The 19,503-nt window shown below is 50.5% G+C and carries 17 protein-coding genes; 8 read left to right on the forward strand and 9 right to left on the reverse strand.

What is annotated here, in order from left to right:
* Position 1 precedes the first annotated feature (1 nt).
* Positions 2–1,354 (reverse strand): DEAD/DEAH box helicase, encoded by a 1,353-nt coding sequence (locus tag ACO6VE_RS01195; RefSeq protein ID WP_422459288.1) that lies wholly within the window; start codon positions 1,352–1,354, stop codon positions 2–4.
* Positions 1,355–1,583: 229 nt separating this feature from the next.
* Between ACO6VE_RS01195 and rsuA the strand changes: the two genes are divergently transcribed.
* Positions 1,584–2,285 carry a 16S rRNA pseudouridine(516) synthase RsuA gene (gene rsuA / locus ACO6VE_RS01200; protein ID WP_422449351.1) on the forward strand — a complete coding sequence of 234 codons (702 nt, stop codon included), beginning with the start codon at positions 1,584–1,586 and terminating at the stop codon, positions 2,283–2,285.
* A 78-nt stretch (positions 2,286–2,363) separates the two neighbouring features.
* Here the strand turns inward: rsuA and ACO6VE_RS01205 are convergent, their stop codons facing one another.
* The 4 genes from ACO6VE_RS01205 to ACO6VE_RS01220 form a co-directional block, all read right to left on the reverse strand.
* Positions 2,364–4,340: an F-box/WD repeat-containing protein gene (locus tag ACO6VE_RS01205; protein WP_422459290.1), complete on the reverse strand. Its 1,977-nt coding sequence runs from the start codon at positions 4,338–4,340 to the stop codon at positions 2,364–2,366.
* A 2-nt stretch (positions 4,341–4,342) separates the two neighbouring features.
* The gene (locus ACO6VE_RS01210) at positions 4,343–4,693 is read right to left on the reverse strand and encodes a hypothetical protein (protein ID WP_422459292.1); all 351 of its coding nucleotides are present in this window, start codon (positions 4,691–4,693) and stop codon (positions 4,343–4,345) included.
* A 398-nt stretch (positions 4,694–5,091) separates the two neighbouring features.
* Positions 5,092–7,158, reverse strand: a complete 2,067-nt coding sequence (gene metG, locus ACO6VE_RS01215) for a methionine--tRNA ligase (RefSeq protein ID WP_422459294.1) — start codon at positions 7,156–7,158, stop codon at positions 5,092–5,094.
* A gap of 191 nt (positions 7,159–7,349) precedes the next feature.
* The gene (locus tag ACO6VE_RS01220) at positions 7,350–9,221 is read right to left on the reverse strand and encodes a hypothetical protein (RefSeq protein ID WP_422459296.1); all 1,872 of its coding nucleotides are present in this window, start codon (positions 9,219–9,221) and stop codon (positions 7,350–7,352) included.
* Between the two features lie 501 nt (positions 9,222–9,722).
* Between ACO6VE_RS01220 and ACO6VE_RS01225 the strand changes: the two genes are divergently transcribed.
* The 3 genes from ACO6VE_RS01225 (at position 9,723) to apbC (ending at position 12,123) form a co-directional block, all read left to right on the forward strand.
* A complete protein-coding gene (locus ACO6VE_RS01225) occupies positions 9,723–10,151 on the forward strand; it encodes a DnaT-like ssDNA-binding domain-containing protein (RefSeq protein ID WP_422449341.1) in 429 nt (142 codons plus the stop codon).
* A complete protein-coding gene (locus ACO6VE_RS01230) occupies positions 10,060–10,860 on the forward strand; it encodes a replication protein P (protein WP_422449339.1) in 801 nt (266 codons plus the stop codon). Before ACO6VE_RS01225 ends, ACO6VE_RS01230 begins: the two co-directional genes overlap by 92 nt.
* A gap of 171 nt (positions 10,861–11,031) precedes the next feature.
* Positions 11,032–12,123 (forward strand): iron-sulfur cluster carrier protein ApbC, encoded by a 1,092-nt coding sequence (apbC, locus tag ACO6VE_RS01235; protein WP_422449337.1) that lies wholly within the window; start codon positions 11,032–11,034, stop codon positions 12,121–12,123.
* On the opposite strand, the gene ACO6VE_RS01240 is transcribed toward apbC, so the two are convergent.
* Positions 12,120–12,695 carry an NAD(P)H-dependent oxidoreductase gene (locus tag ACO6VE_RS01240; RefSeq protein ID WP_422449335.1) on the reverse strand — a complete coding sequence of 192 codons (576 nt, stop codon included), beginning with the start codon at positions 12,693–12,695 and terminating at the stop codon, positions 12,120–12,122. The genes apbC and ACO6VE_RS01240 overlap by 4 nt on opposite strands.
* A gap of 120 nt (positions 12,696–12,815) precedes the next feature.
* Between ACO6VE_RS01240 and ACO6VE_RS01245 the strand changes: the two genes are divergently transcribed.
* A complete protein-coding gene (locus tag ACO6VE_RS01245) occupies positions 12,816–13,499 on the forward strand; it encodes a class I SAM-dependent methyltransferase (protein WP_422449333.1) in 684 nt (227 codons plus the stop codon).
* A gap of 114 nt (positions 13,500–13,613) precedes the next feature.
* Positions 13,614–14,102, forward strand: a complete 489-nt coding sequence (locus ACO6VE_RS01250; protein WP_422449331.1) for a CBS domain-containing protein — start codon at positions 13,614–13,616, stop codon at positions 14,100–14,102.
* 403 nt (positions 14,103–14,505) lie between these two features.
* Here the strand turns inward: ACO6VE_RS01250 and ACO6VE_RS01255 are convergent, their stop codons facing one another.
* Together ACO6VE_RS01255 and ald are read right to left on the reverse strand one after the other, a co-directional pair.
* Positions 14,506–14,991, reverse strand: coding sequence for an OmpA family protein (locus ACO6VE_RS01255; RefSeq protein ID WP_422449329.1), 486 nt, complete (start codon positions 14,989–14,991; stop codon positions 14,506–14,508).
* A 294-nt stretch (positions 14,992–15,285) separates the two neighbouring features.
* Positions 15,286–16,407 carry an alanine dehydrogenase gene (ald, locus tag ACO6VE_RS01260; RefSeq protein ID WP_422449327.1) on the reverse strand — a complete coding sequence of 374 codons (1,122 nt, stop codon included), beginning with the start codon at positions 16,405–16,407 and terminating at the stop codon, positions 15,286–15,288.
* Between the two features lie 651 nt (positions 16,408–17,058).
* On the opposite strand from ald, the gene ACO6VE_RS01265 reads away from it, so the two are divergent.
* Positions 17,059–17,463 (forward strand): hypothetical protein, encoded by a 405-nt coding sequence (locus ACO6VE_RS01265; RefSeq protein ID WP_422449325.1) that lies wholly within the window; start codon positions 17,059–17,061, stop codon positions 17,461–17,463.
* A gap of 145 nt (positions 17,464–17,608) precedes the next feature.
* Positions 17,609–18,400, forward strand: a complete 792-nt coding sequence (locus ACO6VE_RS01270) for a sporulation protein (RefSeq protein ID WP_422459298.1) — start codon at positions 17,609–17,611, stop codon at positions 18,398–18,400.
* A gap of 48 nt (positions 18,401–18,448) precedes the next feature.
* Here the strand turns inward: ACO6VE_RS01270 and mglC are convergent, their stop codons facing one another.
* Entirely contained in the window at positions 18,449–19,477 is a 1,029-nt protein-coding gene (mglC, locus tag ACO6VE_RS01275; RefSeq protein ID WP_101744865.1) for a galactose/methyl galactoside ABC transporter permease MglC, read from the reverse strand.
* Positions 19,478–19,503: the final 26 nt, after the last annotated feature.

Raw genomic sequence — 19,503 nt, forward strand, 5'->3', positions numbered from 1 at the left:
ATTATTTCCTGCGCCTGGGTGGTTCAAAACCGGAATCGGTTGAGGTGGTTGCAGTGGTGGGTTTGGCTTCGGCCGCCGGTGTACGACGTTTGCCCACGTTCTTCTGCTCCCGGTGACGTTGTTTATCCGCCGGTTGTTTTTTACCAGCGCCTTTTTTACCGGCCGGTTTTTTCTTGCCGGCGGCTTTGCCAGAACTTTTCAGCTTTTTGGGGCCTTTATAGCTGCCCGGCAGTTCTTTGATGGTGCGTTTCTCAAACCGCAGCCGGAGGTAGCGTTCAATACCCGACATCCGGTTCCATTCGTCCGGTCCAATCAGGGAGATGGCCAGCCCCTGTTCTCCGGCACGTCCGGTACGGCCAATCCGGTGGACATAGTCATCACCGTTACGGGCCATTTCCAGGTTGATAACCAGTTCCACACCTTTGATATCCAGGCCTCGGGCTGCCACATCGGTAGCAATCAGAATGTTGATCTTGCCATCCAGCAGCAGGCGCATAACGTGCTTGCGCTCCCGCTGGTCCATATCCCCGTGGAGTACGCCGACCTTCAGGCCTTTAACCCGGATTTTGCCGACAAACTCCTCAGCCCGGGCTTTGGTATTGGTGAACACCAGGGCTTTGTCATAGGTTTCATTCCGGAGTAGCCAGATCAGCTGTTTTTCTTTATGGGCGGTATCGTCCGAGAGAATAATCTGCTGGTGGATATTGGCGTGCTTTTCCTGGACAGAGTTCAGCTTCAGCCGGGTAGGATCGTTCAATACCTGGTAGGCCATTTCACCCAGGCCCCGGGCTTCCAGGGTTGCTGAGAACAGGAAGGTCTGGCGTTCGCCATGGCACTCTTTCACGATGCTCAATACATCGGGACCGAAGCCCATATCCAGCATGCGGTCCGCTTCATCCAGTACCAGGTATTCCAGGTCGCTGAAATCGTGGTTGCCGTTTTTTATATGCTCAATCAGGCGGCCGGGGGTGGCAATAATGATTTCGGGGTTTTTCCGCAGAGTGTTTACCTGATGGCGATAGTCCTCACCACCAACGATCAGCCCTGCCTTGATGTAGGTATAGCGTGCCAGGGCTTCACACTCTTTTAACACCTGCAGGCCCAACTCCCGGGTAGGCACGAGCACCAGTGCCCGGGTACTGGTTTTGGGCGAAGGGGTGGTGTGCATATGGTTGAGCATGGGCAGCAGAAACGCTGCGGTCTTACCACTGCCGGTTTCTGCGCTGACCATCAGATCCTTGCCGGTCATAGCCAGAGGCAGGGTTTGTTCCTGAACCGGGGTGGCCTGTTCAAACCCGAGTTCAGAGAGTGCTTTTTGCACCCGTTCATGGAGAGCCAGCTCAGAAAAAAGCAATGGGGAGTTCCTCGACCATAGGTGAAATACGGTTTTCTAGAAGGGAGATAAATGGTGAAGTATTCTATGACTGATGACTTGGAAAGCCAATATGTGAAAATTCATAAATAGTGAGTGGTTTGCGGTGGCTGAAGCAATGGGGTTTCAGTTACCCAACTCCCTGCATTGTTACTGGCTATAACGCTCCTTTGATATTAACATCCCGTTTTTCAGGCATAGTCTTCCCCGAATGCGTTTAGATAAATACCTCTGCGAAAGTACCGAACTCTCACGTGCCAATGCCAAAAAATGTTTGCACCGAGGTGAAGTGACCTGTGATGGCATTGTGGTAAAAAACAGTGCCTTCAAAGTGCCGGATACCTGTGAAGTCCGTTTGCTGGGTGAGCTGGTCAAAGCTCGCGGGCTGCGCTATATCATGCTCAACAAACCCGAAGATACGCTCTGTTCCAATGTGGATGAGGTCTATCCATCGGTTCTCTCGTTGCTGGATATTCCCAAGGCTTATTCACTCCATATCGCTGGCCGCCTGGATGCAGATACGACAGGGCTGGTATTGATTACCGATGATGGGCAATGGTCCCATCGCTTGGCCTCGCCCGTAAAAGTGTGTGGCAAGCGCTATCGCGTGCAATTAGCCGACCCTCTGCCAGAAGATAAGACCGCAGAACTGATTGAGCGGTTTGCCAGCGGTATTGAATTGAAAGGTGAGAAAGCACCGACCAAGCCTGCCTTGCTGAAAGTTCTGACACCCTCAGAGGTATTGTTGACCATTACTGAGGGTAAATATCATCAGGTTAAGCGTATGTTTGCGGCCATTGGCAATAAAGTGGTGAGTCTGCATCGCGAACAGGTTGGGGATATTGGCCTTGATGTATCTCTGAGGCCCGGGGAGTGGCGCTATCTGACTCAGGATGAAATCGACTCAGTGTGATCGGCTGACCCGGAAGAATAGCAAATAAGCCCTGCTAATGAATGCCACCTCGCCACGGGCGCTATGCTCAGACAGTCTTTAATCATTTAACTGTGGATCAGCTTGCGGACTTTTTTTGCATGGAGGCGGCAACGGCAAACAGGTAATTTTCGAGGGCGACGGTGGCGCTAAATCCTTCCCATACAGGCACCAGACTTTAAATTGCGTGGTATCAAGGCTTATGGTGACGATATGGCTGCTGTTGGCATTGAATTCTGCCAGGCCGAGCCGGTAAGAGTGGTGCAGGGAGGCTTTTACCTGTAACTCTTTGCGATCAGCCTCAATGCCAATGATCAGAGCGTTGCCGCTACAGTCACAGATGGCAACATGGGAGCCATCGTGGTTAAACTGACCTGATTGAACCCCGCTTTCTGGTACAATATTGCCGATTTGCAACCACTGGCCACTGGCATTACGAGAGTGGATTCTGGCTTGGTGATTGACGCTGTGTTTTGTTGAGTTGTTTCCGGACAGGGTCAAAATTCGGCAGCTATCAGCGCTGAATTGGGTGGAGGTGATTTGACGTTTATGGGTAATGGAATATTGCTGTGACCAACTCCTGTGGTCTACATCAAACTCGTAGATTTTCGCCGAGCAATCATCACTGGCTGTTATTATCAGGAGACTATTGGGACTAAAGTGGGCAGATCTAACCCGCCCGGTATGGTGAATAACCGCTTTAAACTGCCAATTGTTGCCGGTGTCACAACTGAAGATTTTGCAGGTATGATCACTACTGGCCGTCACGACATGTCTGCTGTCAGGGCTGAAGAAAGCTGTCCAAATCCGTTCTGAGTGGGTGATGTCGGCTTTTTTTGTCCAACGGCCATCGGCATTAACGCTGTAAATCGTTGCTGTCTGGCCGCCATTCTGATGAAGGCTGACGGTGATGATATGGTTGCCATCCGGGCTGAACCTGGCTGAGAACACCCTGCCATTATGGTTCAGGGTGGTTCTTGTCAGCCATGTGCCGTTGGCAAACTCATGGATTTTTACGGTGTGATCATCACTGGCAGTCACTAGCAGGCGGCTATCAGGGCTGAATTCAGCTGAATTAACAATCCCCTCATGGGTAATCCTCGCTGTTGATGCCCAGCAGCCAGTTTGATCCACTGAGCAGATGTATGCACTCATATCTTCGCTGGCCGTCACTGCATGGCGACTATCGGGGCTGAAGGTGGCCGATACGATCTCCTTTTCATGGGCAACGAAGAGTTGCCCTGCCCAGCAGTCAGTGGCAGTACGGCTGGAGATTTTTACCGCCCGGTAGCCACAGCGGCTCATTATATGGCGTTTATCAGCGCTGAGGGAGACCGCCCTGACGCAGCCCCAGCGATGAATGGAGATCTCCCTGTGGTCAAGGTTCTTCGCTGACAGGATATGAATTTTTGCACAGCAATCGGCACTATCACAGTTGGTTACCAGGTAGCTGACATCACTGGGAGTGAGCAGGCACAGGTCGGATTTAAAGGACTTGCACTGAATGTCTGATACTAAAGCCGGGTTAAAGGCTGGAAAGTCAAACATGAGTTTAGCCACCCGGTAAAACAGGCGTTGAGGGAACGATGTTATCTTTTCCGGGTTGCAGGCCTCAAGGTCGTCCGTCGCCTCCCCGGCCAGCTGGCTGCAAAGACGGCTGACCAGCACTTCATCACGGGTAAACTGCATAAGCCAGGCTTTCAGTTTATGTTGACTGATGTTTTTCGCGATCCGGGTGAATTGCTGCTTTTGTGATGTCTCGAACTGTGCGTACCATGCCTGGCTCCTGACGGTCAGAATACTGGTGGCTAAATTCCTTAAATCCAGACAGGTTTTTTCTATCGCCACAATATCTCTGTGTGATAAATAACCCAAAATCCGTAATAAAGGTTCACTTGGCATGGCCAGTAATGGAAAGCAGTCCCGGGCAGGAACAGTGGTGACACCATGGCTGGTACCATTTTCTGTCGGATCATTGGTCTCAAAAGCTAAAGCGTTATAGTCATTAGGTTGGCCAACTTTATTATTGGTATTCATCTTTAAAACTTCAATGGTATGGCGTATTGGTGATCCTGGTTAATGGCGTGATTTAACTCGTGCGGTGGCTTTGAGTCTTCCTGAGGGAACAGAGATTTAATATCTTCGATCGGACGTACATGAAACTGGGTGAGGGTGTTTTGTAAAGGAATATGACAGGTGTCAGCCCTGGAAAAGGTTACCGGAACTTTGTGGAGTTTATCGTTGATTGACTTGCCAGCAAAAAATCGGTAACGGTCTTCCTGGACCTGGAAGACATGTAACAGGAGGTAAGTGTTGCCGGAATTGCTACCGTAAGTCCGCAATTCGAAAGCTGCACCGACATTGTTCGCTGTTATTTTAGAGCTCTGCATACTCTTATTCCTTTAAGCTTGTGATTGGTATGTTGTTGAGTGTCAAACAGCCACCTTTTTAAGACAGGTTTCTGAAGAAAAAGTTCATGGGAAGCAGTGTGACCGTGTTGGTAGGATCGGGTTCAGTTTCATTTGCTGTGATCACCTTATCTGATGCAACCGGGAAAACGACTGGTTTTCAATGCGCTGATGTTTGAGAACCAACCGATCTGGTTTCGGTCAGCGTGCTGGCTGGACAAAAAGACTGGAGTTTTACCGGGGATCAGGCTCAGTGGTTTGGTATCGAGGCCGGGCGGATAAGAAAAGGAGATCGAGCGGATATCGTGATAATCAGCCCGGTGATATGGACTTAAGAGCGCAGCTGTCGGGCTACGCTCTAATTCTATGGCTGAGGACGATTACATCACACGCATGCCAGGCTGAGCGCCTTCGTGAGGCTCAAGAATCCACAGATCCTTACCGCCGGGGCCTGCGGCCAATACCATGCCTTCACTCACACCAAACTTCATTTTACGTGGAGCCAGATTGGCCACCATAACCGTATGTTTGCCCACCAGGGCTTCTGGTGCATAGGCAGACTTGATGCCGGCAAAGACATTGCGAGGCTCGGGTTCGCCAATATCCAGGGTCAGACGCAGCAGTTTGCCCGCCCCTTCCACCAGTTCAGCGTTGACAATTCTGGCGATACGCAGATCAACTCTGGCGAAGTCATCAAAGGTGATTTCGTCAGCAACAGGATCTTTCTCTAACCATTCAGAAGAAACAGCAGACGTTTCAGCTGGCTTATTGGATGATTCCATCTGGGCCAGGACCTCCTTACTGGCTTCGATCATGGATGCTACTTTATCGGCTTCGACACGGGTCATCAATGGTTCAAATTTATTGACGTTGTGATCCAGAAGCAGCGTCTGGCTGTCCTGCCAGGTGAGAGGGGCAACATTGAGGAAGGCCTCCGCTTTCACCGTCATGGCTGGCAGTACCGGCTTGAGATAGATCATCAGTAGTCGGAACAGGTTGATGCCGGTGCTGCAGATGTCATGCAGAACCTGTCTTTTCTCAAGAGAGTTGCCCTGTTCTTTGGCAACTACCCATGGCTTCACTTCGTCAATCCAGGCATTGGCTTTGTCTGCCAGGGCCATGATCTCACGCATCGCCTTGCCAAATTCGCGACCTTCATAGTGCCCGGCAATACGCTGTGCCGCTTCCTGGAAGTCGGCGGTGAGTTCCGGTGCACTGTTATCAGAAGAAAGCCTGCCGCCAAAACGCTTATTGATAAAACCGGCATTACGGCTGGCAATATTGACCACCTTGCCCACCAGATCCGAGTTTACCCGTTGGATAAAGTCATCGGTATTCAGGTCAAGGTCATCAATACGGTTGGAGAGTTTGGCGGCGTAGTAATAACGCAGATACTCAGGGTCCAGGTGTTCCAGGTAAGTCCGGGCGGTGATGAATGTGCCACGGGACTTGGACATCTTTTCACCGTTGATGGTCAGATAACCATGCACATTCACACGGGTTGGGGTGCGATAGTTGGTACCGTGGAGCATGGCAGGCCAGAACAGGCAGTGGAAGTTGACAATGTCCTTGCCAATAAAGTGGTGCACCTCGCACTGGCTGTCTTTCTGCCAGTACTCATCAAAGTTCAGGTCATCGCGGCGCTGGCAGAGGTTTTCAAATGCCGCCATATAACCAATGGGCGCATCCAGCCATACATAGAAGTATTTACCGGTTTCTCCGGGGATTTCAAAGCCGAAGTAAGGCGCATCACGGGAGATGTCCCAGTCCTGCAGGCCGGCATCCAGCCACTCCGCCAGTTTGTTGGCAATTTCCTCGGAGATGGTGCCAGAGCGGGTCCACTGTTTCAGGAAGTCAGCAAAATCCGAGAGTTTAAAGAAGAAATGCTCACTCTCTTTGTCAACGGGGGCGGCTCCGGAAATGGCTGACCGGGCGTTTTTCAGTTCTGCCGGTGAGTAGGTCGCTCCACAGGCTTCACAGTTGTCGCCATACTGATCAGAGGCACCACATTTCGGGCAGTCACCCTTGATGTAACGGTCGGCCAGAAACATCTGTTTCTCAGGATCATAAGCCTGAATGATATTGCGACTGACAATATGGCCCTGTTCCTTCAGAGCCAGGTAAATCGCTTCTGAGAGCTTGCGGTTTTCTTCCGAGTGGGTGGAGTAATAATTATCAAATGCCACATGGAACTCACCAAAATCGCGAACCCGTTCGATGTTAATGCGAGCCACGGACTCTTCCGGTGACATGCCCTGTTTTTCCGCATGGAGGCTGATGGCGGTGCCATGGGCATCATCAGCACAAACGTAGGTACATTGGTGGCCAGACAGTTTCTGGAAACGAACCCAGATATCAGTCTGGATGTATTCCACCAGATGCCCCATGTGTAAAGGGCCGTTGGCATAGGGCAGGGCACTGGTGACAAGTATTTTGCGTTGGCTCATTCGATTCTGTCTTGATGGTCGGATAAAAAAACGGGAATGCGGCATTATACAAACTGTCCAGAGGAAAGCCTATTCGTGAAAAGTTCGATCGTTGACGATCATCATTTACCTCCCTGCTGGTTAACTACTTTTTGGTGCTCCTGAGTATCTGATCAGTCCTTTGACATCAGATTTCAGGAAAATAACAACGTTTAGTAAAAATCCGACTCGGCTTCAGCGTTTTTCAGTTGATCAAACAGTGATGCTGTTTTTTGCTCATAGGATGGAGTAGCAGCAGAATCTTGACGATCTACGTTCCTGGACCCTGGCACATCCACTGACATCGTTCTTTTGCTATCAGGAAGATCTTTTATCACAGAGCTGAGCTCGGCCCGTATGGGGTACTGACTTTTGTACCCCGAGTTTTTAAATTTGCTGATTTCAGCATTCACTCGCTGTTGAATAACGTCCAGGGGCGTGTCTGGTGAAAACGTCTGTTTGTAAACTTCGTAATGTCTCCTTCGGTACTCGTAGGTGATTTTAATACTGCGGGTGCGGGGTCCGTCGGATAATTCCGATGGCGTACCCACGGTTGCTGCTTTTTTTGCTCCGATCACAGACTTTGCCGGACTGGAAATGGATGCGGACCCGGTTCTCAAAGGCTCTGCCTGCGGTTTTTGAGTTTCTGTTTGAACGGAGGTGGAGTGATGTTGTTCCACCGATGGGGCCCATCTAACCGACTTTTTTCTGGCTTTTGGGTTTCTGGCTTTTGGGGCTATGGTATCCTGAGCACTGGTGCTTTGGTTGGTGTCCAGTCTTTCAGGTGTTTTTTTTGCCGGTTTAAGGTGGGGGTTGGCCACAGATACAACACTGATTGTGAGTTTCTTGTAGACAGGCTTTTCTTTTTGCATGGATTCAGAGGTTAGCTGAATATCATCCTCATTTTTAGGGCTCAATTGGGTTTCCGCCAAACTGTCAGTCTCTGTGGCAGAATCACTCAACGATGGAAGCACTGAGGCTTTATCCGGTTGGGTGCCCGTTTTCTCAGGTGTGTCATTGATTGCTGTTGCATCGTCATCTTCTTTATCAGCCCCGCTGATTTCCAACTCACCCACTTTACTTTCAAGGCTGTGCGTTATGGTTTGGGTAATCGGATTCTGATCTGCAGCTGCTGGTCCGGTTGTGATATCCATGGATGGCAGATAACTCGCGGAATCTCTGGTTATGACTTCATCTTCGAGATGACCACTATCGTCACTGCCGCTGGTTTCAGGCCCAGACTGATACTGTTCTTGACTGAAAAACTCATGCGCGGTTACAAACTGCTCCACGGGACTTCCTGGTGATCCCTGGTCTGTCTCTATATCAACTGGATATTCCTGAATTTCATAGACACCTTCTGTAGAAGATGCGGATGAGGAGGTACTGAGTTGGTCATCCTGTGAGAGCTGGTTTTGTAAAGTGCTGTCGGTTGAGCCTGATGGTGCTTCCGCCGTGTCGGCATCAGGCTGTTCAAACGGTGAGGCAGCAGCTGGAGCATCCTGAACGGTCAGTTCCGCCCATGTTTCTGATGATGACAGCCCGGTGATGTCCGGTTCAGTGATGTGCGTTTCGAGGCTCTGTTGGCGTATCGGTTTGATTTCAGTTGCCCTGACCGGTTGGCTGCTGAGGGAGGATTGAGGCTGGTCAGCACGATGCTCCCGTAAACGTGGCAGCGACGCTGTGTGTCCTTCTAATAAAATCCTTAAACGTTCAGCCTGTTCGTCTGCCCTGGCGAGAAGGGCAGAAAACGACTGGCTGGTGCTCTTCTTATTGGTGTTCAGTGTGAAAGCTGACTGATAGTGTTGATCCGGGATTTTCCGCTTTCTGGTCGGAAGCTGTTTGGCATGTCCCTCTGCTGAGGGATGCAGGTGAGAAGAGAGTTGCAGAGTATCAGAATCAGGCGAGAATTTATCAGTCTTCATGCCGTGGTAAAGCGTTTTTGCTTCTTCCCGGGACGACGCAGTGGCCGAATGGGGAAGGTTCTGCTCACGGGGACGGTGGATCGTATGATCGTAACCTGAACCTGGGTATTGTAGGTCCATTCTCACTCTCCTGATTAAAAACCTCCTCTTCAGATCATTGAGACCGTTTGAAAGTTTCCTGAGTTGACTATTTTCTCGCTAAGTAAATATTCGTATTTTTTAATTCTTTTGAAATCAAGGCGCTAATTTTTGCAACTGATGATTATATTAGTGATCTACGGCCGTACAAAGATGGTTTTTTATCATGAATTTTTTAATTATGTTTCGAGGCAATCGTTGATAAAATAATGTCAGCAAGACATGGGCTTACATTCATCAGGAGACCCGTGGGCCTCACAAGCACTCTGGTTCGAGTGCGCTAATTTGTCATGAGCCAGTGCTGATGGTTTTTGTGTCCTTTACTCATTGCCATGTCATGGCTTCGGCAGCAAACTTCCCTGTCCGGGCTGACAATGGTTATTCCTGTGTCGCTTTTTCTGTGTTTATGAAACCGTATGGCAAACAGGGTGATATCATTGATCAAGCTAGACCAGAAACGGGAAGGCAGGTATTGTTGATTACATGACTGACGAGAACAAACACTACATTCGCCGACGCAATGCGGGCGCATTACCCTGGGAAATTGAGCCGGATACCCGCAAGCAGGAAGAGCATCCTGTGTTTGGTCAGGCTCAGCCTGTCATCCGTGAGGGGGCCCGGGTTCAGCCTTTGCCGGAAGATTTTGCTCCATCCCGGGAAATTCTGGAGTTTCTCCAGGCCCATCAGGGCATACCCCTGGAATTTATTGCTACCCAGCTGGTTGATTTCAAGTTGTACTGGCATGAAACGGGTGAGGCGCGAAAAGCCTGGCAGAACAAGTTCAAATCCCACGTCATTTACCAGTGGAAGCGGAATCAAAGTGAAACAGGGCAAAGATCTCATCGATCAACAGCTGAAAAGCTTACAGACCGGAGCTGGGACGACGGCTTCCAGTTCGAAGACTGCGAGTGATCAGCGCTCCATCGCTCAACAAGCGCCTGCGGCCTGTGATCCGGCAGCGTCCGGACCTGGTACGCAACAGGCCCGTTCCGGGGCCGATCATGTTGATGCCATTAATGCGGTTTTCACGCTACTGGAAGATGCTTATCCCCTGAAGTTCAAGCGGGCTTTCCAAACCCATGAAGATATCATCCGAGCCAAGCGGGTCTGGAAAAACTCTCTGCAGGAATTCAGCCCCCGTCGTATTTTGATGGCGGCAAAAAAGGCGCTTGATACCGCTAAATTTTTTCCCGATCTCAGTGATATCCGTGAGCAGTGCAAGCTGCGATACGATGAAGTGGGGCTAAAAGAGCCCCTGCAGGCTTATTATGAGGCCTGTTATGCCCCGCACCAGCACAGAGACTATCCATGGTCGCATATTGCGGTCTATCTTGCCGCCCGTGAAACCGGTTGGATGATGCTGCGCAGTGAAGAACAGCGGATCGCTTTTCCGGTATTTGAGCGAAACTATGAAATACTCTGCAACCGGGTACTGGAAGGTGAAGATCTGGAGGCCAGTATCCTGAAAGGGATTGAAGATAGTCGCAGTAAAGAAGTCACCCGTCTGGCAGAAGAGGCGGCGCAACAGCATCAGCGGGAGACGATGATTTCCCAGGGTATTGATCCGGATAATGGGGCATCAGCCCGGGATCGGTTAAGGACAGTGTTTGACCAGGGCTGATACTGAATCATCCCTGATGCAATGCAGGGAGCCCTGAACTCCGTGAATCGACTGAACAGTATTGGCAGTAAATCCTGCGCGGTGATGTGTACGCAAAGCTGGCCTCTTGAATTTCTCGCCTCAAACCCTCATTAAACCGAATATTATTTTCCCGCCGACTGGAGTGTGGCCATGAATCCAAGCCGAGCCGATATTGAAGCGGCGATCCGCAGCTATCAGGACCCTTACCTGAAAAACAATTTGCTGGATGCTGGCTGTCTTGAATCCCTGAACATTGACCATGGCAACGTCAGCGCCTCACTGGTGCTGGGTTACCCGGCCAAAGGCCTGTGTCATGGGGTGGCCCAGATGCTGGCCAGTAAAATCGAAGATGTTGATGGCGTTGCGTCGGTCGATGTTTCGGTCAACTGGCAAGTGGATCCGGCACCGGTTCAGGGTGAGCTGGAAACCATGGCCGGTGTGAAGAACATCATTGCCGTGGCTTCCGGTAAAGGTGGGGTGGGTAAATCCACCACCGCAGCAAATCTGGCATTGGCACTGGCGGCAGAAGGTGCGCGGGTGGGTATTCTGGATGCCGATATCTATGGCCCGAGTATGGGGCAGATGTTTGGTATTGCCGATGGCACCCGGCCGGACGTGAAGAATGAGAAATTTTTCGTGCCCATTGAGGCCCATGGTATCCAGGTGATGTCCATGGCGTTTCTGGTGACCGAAGATACCCCTGTGGTATGGCGTGGCCCCATGGTCAGTGGTGCCCTGATTCAGTTGCTGACTCAGACGATGTGGCATGACCTGGATTACCTGGTGATTGACCTGCCTCCGGGCACCGGTGACATTCAGTTAACCCTGGCTCAGAAAATTCCGGTTTCCGGCAGTGTGGTGGTGACAACACCTCAGGATCTGGCGCTGATTGATGCCAGAAAAGGTGTGGAGATGTTCCGCAAGGTTGGTGTGCCTGTTCTGGGCGTGGTGGAAAATATGGCGGTTCATATCTGCTCAAACTGTGGCCATACCGAGCATCTGTTTGGTGAAGGTGGGGGAAGCCGTATCGCTGATCAGTTTGAAATCGACCTTTTGGGCTCCCTGCCTCTTTCCATGATGATTCGTGAACAGGCAGACCAGGGCGCGCCTACGGTTGTTTCTGAACCGGAATCACAGATCGCCATGATCTACCGGGATATGGCCAGGCACATGACGGCAAAACTGTGGTTACGTCATCAGCAGGCCCCGGCCGTGCCATCCCTGTCAGTGGTGGATGACTAAAAGTGTTTGATTTTCTGGCGGACTTTGTCCAGAAACTGGCTTAACCGGGGTTTGGCAATCTTATCCATGCGGTACAGGGTCAGCCAGTCAATATCCCTGCATTGGGTGACGGCCTTCAGGCTCAGTTTCATCATTTTGCGGGGTGGGTTACCGATCAGGGCCATCCGCCAGCGGGATGCGCCCTGGGTGGTAATGATCAGAATCTTCTTCAGGTTGGTTAGCTTTGGCTTTACCCCATCCGGACCAAAATCGGCCACGACCGAGGGAAGCCAGACTCGATCCAGCCAGCCCTTCAGGATGGCCGGCGGTCCCATCCACCAGGTGGGATAGATCATGATCAGGGCTTCAGCCCATTGCAGTTGTTGCACATAGTTCTCGACAGTAGCGGTGTTGTCCCTGTCCTTATAGGTTCTTCGCTCGGCGGTGCTCATTCTGGGCTCAAAATTTTCCTGATAGAGATCCAGCGTTTGTACCTCAAATGATTTTGCCCTCAGCTCATCAGACACCACCTGCAAGATGCTGGCGTTGTAACTCTCAGGAACCGGGTGGGCAAAGACAACCAGTGTTTTCATGCAAGCATTCACTCCATGCCTTTATTCGTCTGGCCTGATTGTAACGCTTATTGAATGGGGCGTAACCGCTGTGTGTTCGTCTATGCTTGGTTGATCACCCGATCTAAAAAGACTAACAGCATGGACAATTTCTTCCAGCAGTGGCGTACCTATCGAACCGTTGTTGACCAGGGCTACATGGGGCACAACAGTATTGCTGACCATATCCTCAGGCAGATAGAGCCGCTGCCGCAAGGTTCGGATATTCTTGATCTGGGCTGTGGCGATGCCGAGGTGTTTTTCCAGCTGCTACCGGAGCTGACGGTCAATGCGTATCGGGGCGTTGATAGTTCTGCTGCGGCTCTTGAGGTTTTGACCCGGCGTTTTAACGGCAGGGATGTGGCGTTTCAACTTGACTGTCAGGATATGATGGATTTTTTATCGTCCTGTGATGGTCAGTTTGACATTATTCTCGCCGGGTTTTGTATCCATCACCTGTCGTTTGATGATAAAAAACGGTGCCTGGAGATGGCTTATCGCTGTCTTCGAGAGCATGGGGTGATGTTTATCTACGATGTATTTTTACAGCCCGGCGAATCCCGGCAGCGATACCTTGCAAATTATCTGGCTTATATGCATTCCAACTGGATAGCCATGTCAGTTCAGGAGTTGGAGGCATTGAGTGCTCATATTACGGACTGTGACTTTCCGGAAGAGGTGCAGACGTTTCGGCAATGGTCAGAAGACGTCGGTTTTAAACAGGTCATAAACCTGTGGGAAGGGGAGTGGCATTCCCATAAGCTGCTTCAGCTTAACCGGGGGTGATGGCACAGTGACGGTTACTCTCTGTTCTCCCTGAATATTGATCTGGGTCAAGATAGTGGTTTACCGCAATAGGTCATACTGATCCCGACGGTGTTTCTTCCGGGAGCCAGGGATATGAATAATGACAACCCCTTAGTTAGCATGACGGCTGAACAAATCATGTGTCAGAAGGTGATGACTGTTCCCTCTGACTGGTCAGTGGATCGGTTGGCGCGCTTTTTGACGGATAAGGCCATTTCCGGTGCGCCGGTGGTGAATAATGCCGGACAGTTGATTGGCGTTGTGTCATTTTCCGATATTGTCCGGCATGCAGACAGTGGTCTGGTTGATCTGGCCAGGCGGGATGATGATTTTTACAGCACCATGATCGACGATTCACTGTCACCGGAAGATCAGCGCTCGTTTCATGATCTGGTGGATCAGTCCGTTCTGGTCAATGATATTATGACGCCGATGGTGTTTGAAGTGTCTCCGGATACACCGCTGATCCACGTCGCTGAAGCGATGGTTAAAGGGCGTATTCACCGGGTTATGGTCACCAGGGATCGCTCACTGAAGGGGGTAATCAGTGCGCTGGATCTGTTGAAGGTAATGACGCTTTAGCGTACTAAGCGTTGATACCCACACCGTTCGTGCTGAGCTTGTCGAAGTACGGTGGCACCATCCTTCGACAAGCTCAGGATGAACGGGGTGTACGGGTATTAACGCTTTGCCGCACTGGTGCATGGTTTCAATGAGTTTGACGTGTACAATCTCCGTTCACCCTGAGCGGAGTCGAAGGGTGCTTGGCACAATCTATCAGACTCCGGAGCTTCCGCCCTTCGACAGGCTCAGGACGAACGGAGTGCGGAGGCACGACAAACCGTCAAACGCATTGAAAGCATGTACTAGGTGTTTGCGGAGTATTGCTCCTGCATTTTCAGGATACTGTACATAAAAAAGGTACCGGTTGACCGGTACCTTTTTGAAGATCGCTAACCGTGTAGTCCAATCAAATCAGAAACGATTAACGAAAGATCCTCATTTCAACCCGACGATTCTGCGAACGGTCGCTTCCTTTGCTGTTGAGGGTAGCAGGGCTGTGTTTGCCTTTACCCGACGTTGTAATACGCTCTTCTTCTATACCTTTATGCATCAGGTACGCTTTTACAGCGAGGGCCCGACTCTCAGAAAGATTCTGGTTTGCCCGGCTTGAACCAATTTTGCAGGTATAGCCCGTGAGTTCGATACGCCTGGAATCACCCATCTGTTCTGCCACCGTATCGAGTAACTTGCGATCTTCCATATCCAGAACCGAAGTTCCAAAATCAAAATATATGGCCTCGGGTGGCTTTTCCGCAAAAGCACAGAAGGGACCAAAGTCACAGTCGAAAACGCTGTTGGTTGATTGGTAATCACTGGCGGCCATTTCACTGCTGGTTTGCTTTAAGCCGCAGGCTGTTGTCAGAAGGGCTGCTGTCAGAAGGGCGGTTATTTTGAGTTGCCTTATCATGGTAATTCTCCATCCATGGTGTTTAATGATGTTTGATTCCCTTTAATGGGAATTTCTACTGAGTATAGTGTTGTGCTTTCCCGTTGCAGGAGCCTGTTGGAAAATCTTTTGGGCAGGTGTCAGTAAGACTGATTTTTGACAGAGTGTGCGGGTTTTCAGGGATGAGCGGCAGGACTCAGGGAGCCACTTGTAAAAGTGCTGCCTCCCGGTCACGCCTCCACACCCCTGATCATTCGACAGATGTGGAGATGTAACCCGGAGTCAGCAACCATCAGACATGAATTTCAGCGCCGGTTAAATCTCAGTCAGCACCAGGGCTGCTGCTTTGTAAGGCAGGTTTTGTGCCTGAGCAACGCTTTCACAGGTAACAACACCCCGGCAAACATTCAGGCCAGCCAACAGGTATGGATTGTCTTCCAGGGCCTTGCGAGTACCTTTGTTGGCAATCTGAAGAACATAAGGCAATGTTGCATTGTTCAGTGCCAGGGTAGAAGTACGGGCGACCGCCCCGGGCATGTTGGCAACGCAGTAATGCACCACTTCATCAACGATAAAGGTCGGTTCGGCATGGGTAGTCGCCACGGAAGTTTCTGCGCAGCCACCCTGATCAATGGCCACATCGACAATAACAGAACCTGATTTCATCCTGCTAACCAGCTCCCGGGTGATGAGCTTTGGCGCTGCTGCTCCGGGCAGCAGAACACTGCCGATGACCAGGTCAGCGGATAGCACATGCTGCTCAATAGACTGGGAAGTGGAGTATACGGTACGCACACGGTTGCCATATTGGGCATCCAGCCAGCGCAGGGCATCCACTGAACGGTCAAGTACCACCACCTCGGCACCCATGCCGACTGCCATCGCGGTGGCATTCTGGCCAACAACCCCGGCACCGATAATGACCACCTTGGCAGGTTCAACGCCGGGAACCCCGCCAAGCAGCATGCCGCGTCCGGCCATGGATTTTTCCAGACATCGTGCACCGGCCTGGATAGACATGCGCCCGGCCACTTCAGACATGGGGGCCAGCAGTGGCAAACGACCCCGGGCATCGGTTACGGTTTCGTAAGCGATACAGGTTGCCCCGGAATTGATCAGTTCTGTGGTCTGTGGCACATCTGGTGCAAGGTGCAGATAGGTGAACAGTGTGTGGTGGGGTTTCAGTCTGGTGCGCTCAACAGCCTGGGGCTCTTTTACTTTCACGATAAGCTCAGCTGCCTGAAAAACCGCTTCTGCCGTGTCCAGGATTGTGGCACCTGAGGCCAGATAGTCCTCATTGAAGAAACCGACGCCATTACCGGCATGGTCTTCAACAAACACCTCGTGTCCGTTGTGAACCAGCTCTTTAACAGCAGCCGGGGTCAGGCCTACGCGGTACTCGTGATTCTTGATTTCCTTGGGAATACCTATCCGCATATTCAACTCCATGATCCTATTAAATTGGGATATAACAATATTTAACATCAATTTTCACAGGATTTTATCTTGAATATGACTTTTTATTGGTTTTTTAATCTAAAAAATATTTTTGAATGAATTTTTTGCTCTGTGTTCAGGAGACATAACAGATAAAGCCATATAACCGCCGGTAAATTAACTTTTGTTGAATATTGAACATCTCTCTGTGACTGGGCAGTATTGGCATAAAAAAGGCCTCAAAAATGATAAAGAGAGTAAGTCAGTCGGCATATTGCCCGGGAAGGCCAGTCTTGAGTCCGACAGGCTCCCGGGGCTGAAAGTGAGGCTTGCGCTTAAAAGAACCGGGGGATCTATCAATGCGAGATTTCAAAACAGAACTCGCTGACTATCATGAGTGCTGTCCGAACACTGCGTACATCGGTACCTTATTACCTGACATTGGCTGCTGAACTGAACAGACCGAAACCTGTGGAAGAGGCTTTCAGATAACAACCCGTGATGTACAGTATATGGAGAAATACCAACCTTCCTTGGTGATCGCAAAGAACCATACCAGACTACCGCCTACTAAAAAGAAAAGATCGTCGCATACATACTTTTGCTGCGCACCGAAAGTACCGGTTTTTTGCGATCACACAGTATTGAAAAGTGAGCTATATGCCCGGGATGAAACTGGATTATGTCGTGACTTCAGCAGGTAATATGGTGACCATAGCCAAAAGGAGCCTTGATGACAAAGAGCTTATGGAGGCGCTGTCATCCAGAGCGACGTGCTCAGGGTGCAATATTTATTTTTTGCAGGGTACCAAAGTTACGGTTTGCGGCCATCGGGTTTGTAACCAGTGCTGGATCAGTAATGAACAACGCTGTCCCAATCGTCGGTGTGGCGATGACAAGAAACTGGAAAACTACGATATTTCCAGCATGGATGAGATTGGCAGGTTGTTTGTGCACTGTCCGCTGAGTGGCTGTAGAGAAATACTCTCCTATGCAGAAACTGACGCACATATAGCTGCACATGACCTGCCGGAACCTGGTCAGAATAATGAATGACTCGCTGCCCGGCTGAGTCAGTGAAGAGAGTTTGACGGGCAGGAAATGGGGCTTATCATGGGCGACTTTGGCCAATATGAATTGTGTTCTGATCATCAATGATCAGCTGCACAGACTGATTTTACTGTTTTGTTGTTGTATATCTATGTCACTACTGAAAAAAGCAATGGCGTCGTTGTCGATAGGTGCCGCCAAAGTGGATGCCGTGCTCGAGCAGCCAGAGTTGATTCCGGGCAAACGGGGGGATTTCACCATTCGGGTTAACGGGGGTGTCGCTGAACAACAGATTGATAACATCTATCTGAATATCTGCTGCCAATATTTTGCCGAGCTGGAAAAGCGTAAGGGCGGTGATGAAGGAACCGTGACTGAAAAGGTAAAACAGACCTGCTCTTTAAGCCAGTGGTCATTGCCGGAAACCTTTATTATTGCTCCGGGTGAAGAACGAATATTCAATGCCAGTTTTATTTTGCCCTATAACACACCCATTACCCTGGGCGAGGGTAAGGTATGGCTGGAAACCGGGCTGGATATCCAGTTTGCCATAGATCCTTCGGATACTGACTTGCTGGTAGTAAGGCCGGATGCATTGATGGCCGGTCTGTTTGATGGACTCACCAACGCCGGTTTGCAGTTGCGCCAGGCAGAGTGTGAAGCCGCCAGTGGCTTTGCACTGCCGTTTGTTCAGGAGTTTGAATTTATCCCTGTCTCCGGAAAGTTTCTTGGCCGCTGGCGGGAGCTGGAAATTGTTGCCTGGCGCGATGAGCAACAGCTTAAACTCTGGTTTGAAGTCGATCGTCAGCAACGGGGTTTGCAGGGTATGTTATCCGGACTGCTGGGTAGAGGTGAGTTGCATCGACACCTGGAAATATCGGTGGAGACAACGCCGGAAGCACTGGCTGAACAGGTGATCACGTTTCTTGATCAGACAATGTGATCGGCAATATTCTGCTGAGCCAGTGCTTTGACATCGTCGTTTTATCGACTATTTTTTATTGGCGTATTTCATGGAATCCAGAGCTACGGCAAAGATAATAATTCCCCCCTTGATAATAAACTGCCAGTAAGGGTTGATGCCGATATAAGTCATACCGTAGTTAATGATGGTAAAGATCAATACGCCGGTGACCACCCCCATGATACTGCCGACGCCACCGGCAAAAGATACTCCGCCAACCACACAGGCGGCAATGGCATCCAGTTCATACAAAAAGCCCAGGTTATTGGTGGCAGAGCCGATACGGCCAGCTTCCAGAAGACCGGCAAAGGCATAAAACACGCCGGAAAGCGCATACACCTTCAGCAGGGTAAGTGGTACGTTGACACCAGATACTTTGGCCGCCTCCGGGTTACCACCGATGGCAAAGATGTTTTTGCCAAAGACGGTTTTGTTCCACAGTACCCAGCTGAAAATAATGGCAATAACCGCATAGAAGGTGATGTAGGAAAGCCGGAAGTCACCCAGTCGGATAAAGCCCTGAGTAAATTCGGAGAACTGAGTGGCAAAACCGGCCACTGGCGAAGCGCCCACATAGTCATAGTAGAGGGAGTTCACGCCATAGACGATAATCATCGTACCCATGGTAGCGATGAACGGCGTCACTTTCAGGTAGGCGACCACCAGCCCGTTCACCAGACCAATCAATGCACCAATGGCACAGACAATCATGATAACGGCAGGGATCGGCAGTGGTCCCAGCTCCGGGAAGACTTTGTTGACATTTTCCAAAGCTTGCAACAGGGTTGCCGAGATGACCGCTGCCAGACCAACCTGCCGACCTGCAGAAAGGTCGGTTCCCTGGGTAACGATCAGACTGGCAACCCCCAGGGCGATAATAATTCTGACCGACGACTGTGTCAGTATATTGCTGAGGTTTCTTAAACTTACAAACGACGGTTCTTGTATAATTATCACCGCCAGAAGAATCAGCAGCACCGCATAGATACCACCTTCTTTTACCAGGCGCAGAACACTCAGTTGTTTTCCCGCCGTCAGACTGCTGGCAACACTCATGGCAGTCTCTCCCCTTGTTCGTTTCA

Source organism: Endozoicomonas sp. ALB115, assembly GCF_049310245.1.
Lineage (GTDB): Bacteria > Pseudomonadota > Gammaproteobacteria > Pseudomonadales > Endozoicomonadaceae > Endozoicomonas.

Coding starts and splice junctions, on each gene's coding strand:
- rsuA (WP_422449351.1), top strand. CDS start 1,584: ATGCGTTTAGATAAATACCTCTGCGAAAGTACCGAACTCTCACGTGCC.
- apbC (WP_422449337.1), top strand. CDS start 11,032: ATGAATCCAAGCCGAGCCGATATTGAAGCGGCGATCCGCAGCTATCAG.
- ACO6VE_RS01250 (WP_422449331.1), top strand. CDS start 13,614: ATGAATAATGACAACCCCTTAGTTAGCATGACGGCTGAACAAATCATG.
- mglC (WP_101744865.1), bottom strand. CDS start 19,477: ATGAGTGTTGCCAGCAGTCTGACGGCGGGAAAACAACTGAGTGTTCTG.
- ACO6VE_RS01245 (WP_422449333.1), top strand. CDS start 12,816: ATGGACAATTTCTTCCAGCAGTGGCGTACCTATCGAACCGTTGTTGAC.
- ACO6VE_RS01210 (WP_422459292.1), bottom strand. CDS start 4,693: ATGCAGAGCTCTAAAATAACAGCGAACAATGTCGGTGCAGCTTTCGAA.
- ACO6VE_RS01225 (WP_422449341.1), top strand. CDS start 9,723: ATGACTGACGAGAACAAACACTACATTCGCCGACGCAATGCGGGCGCA.
- ACO6VE_RS01220 (WP_422459296.1), bottom strand. CDS start 9,221: ATGGACCTACAATACCCAGGTTCAGGTTACGATCATACGATCCACCGT.
- ACO6VE_RS01255 (WP_422449329.1), bottom strand. CDS start 14,991: ATGATAAGGCAACTCAAAATAACCGCCCTTCTGACAGCAGCCCTTCTG.
- ACO6VE_RS01205 (WP_422459290.1), bottom strand. CDS start 4,340: ATGAATACCAATAATAAAGTTGGCCAACCTAATGACTATAACGCTTTA.
- ald (WP_422449327.1), bottom strand. CDS start 16,407: ATGCGGATAGGTATTCCCAAGGAAATCAAGAATCACGAGTACCGCGTA.
- ACO6VE_RS01270 (WP_422459298.1), top strand. CDS start 17,609: ATGTCACTACTGAAAAAAGCAATGGCGTCGTTGTCGATAGGTGCCGCC.
- metG (WP_422459294.1), bottom strand. CDS start 7,158: ATGAGCCAACGCAAAATACTTGTCACCAGTGCCCTGCCCTATGCCAAC.
- ACO6VE_RS01240 (WP_422449335.1), bottom strand. CDS start 12,695: ATGAAAACACTGGTTGTCTTTGCCCACCCGGTTCCTGAGAGTTACAAC.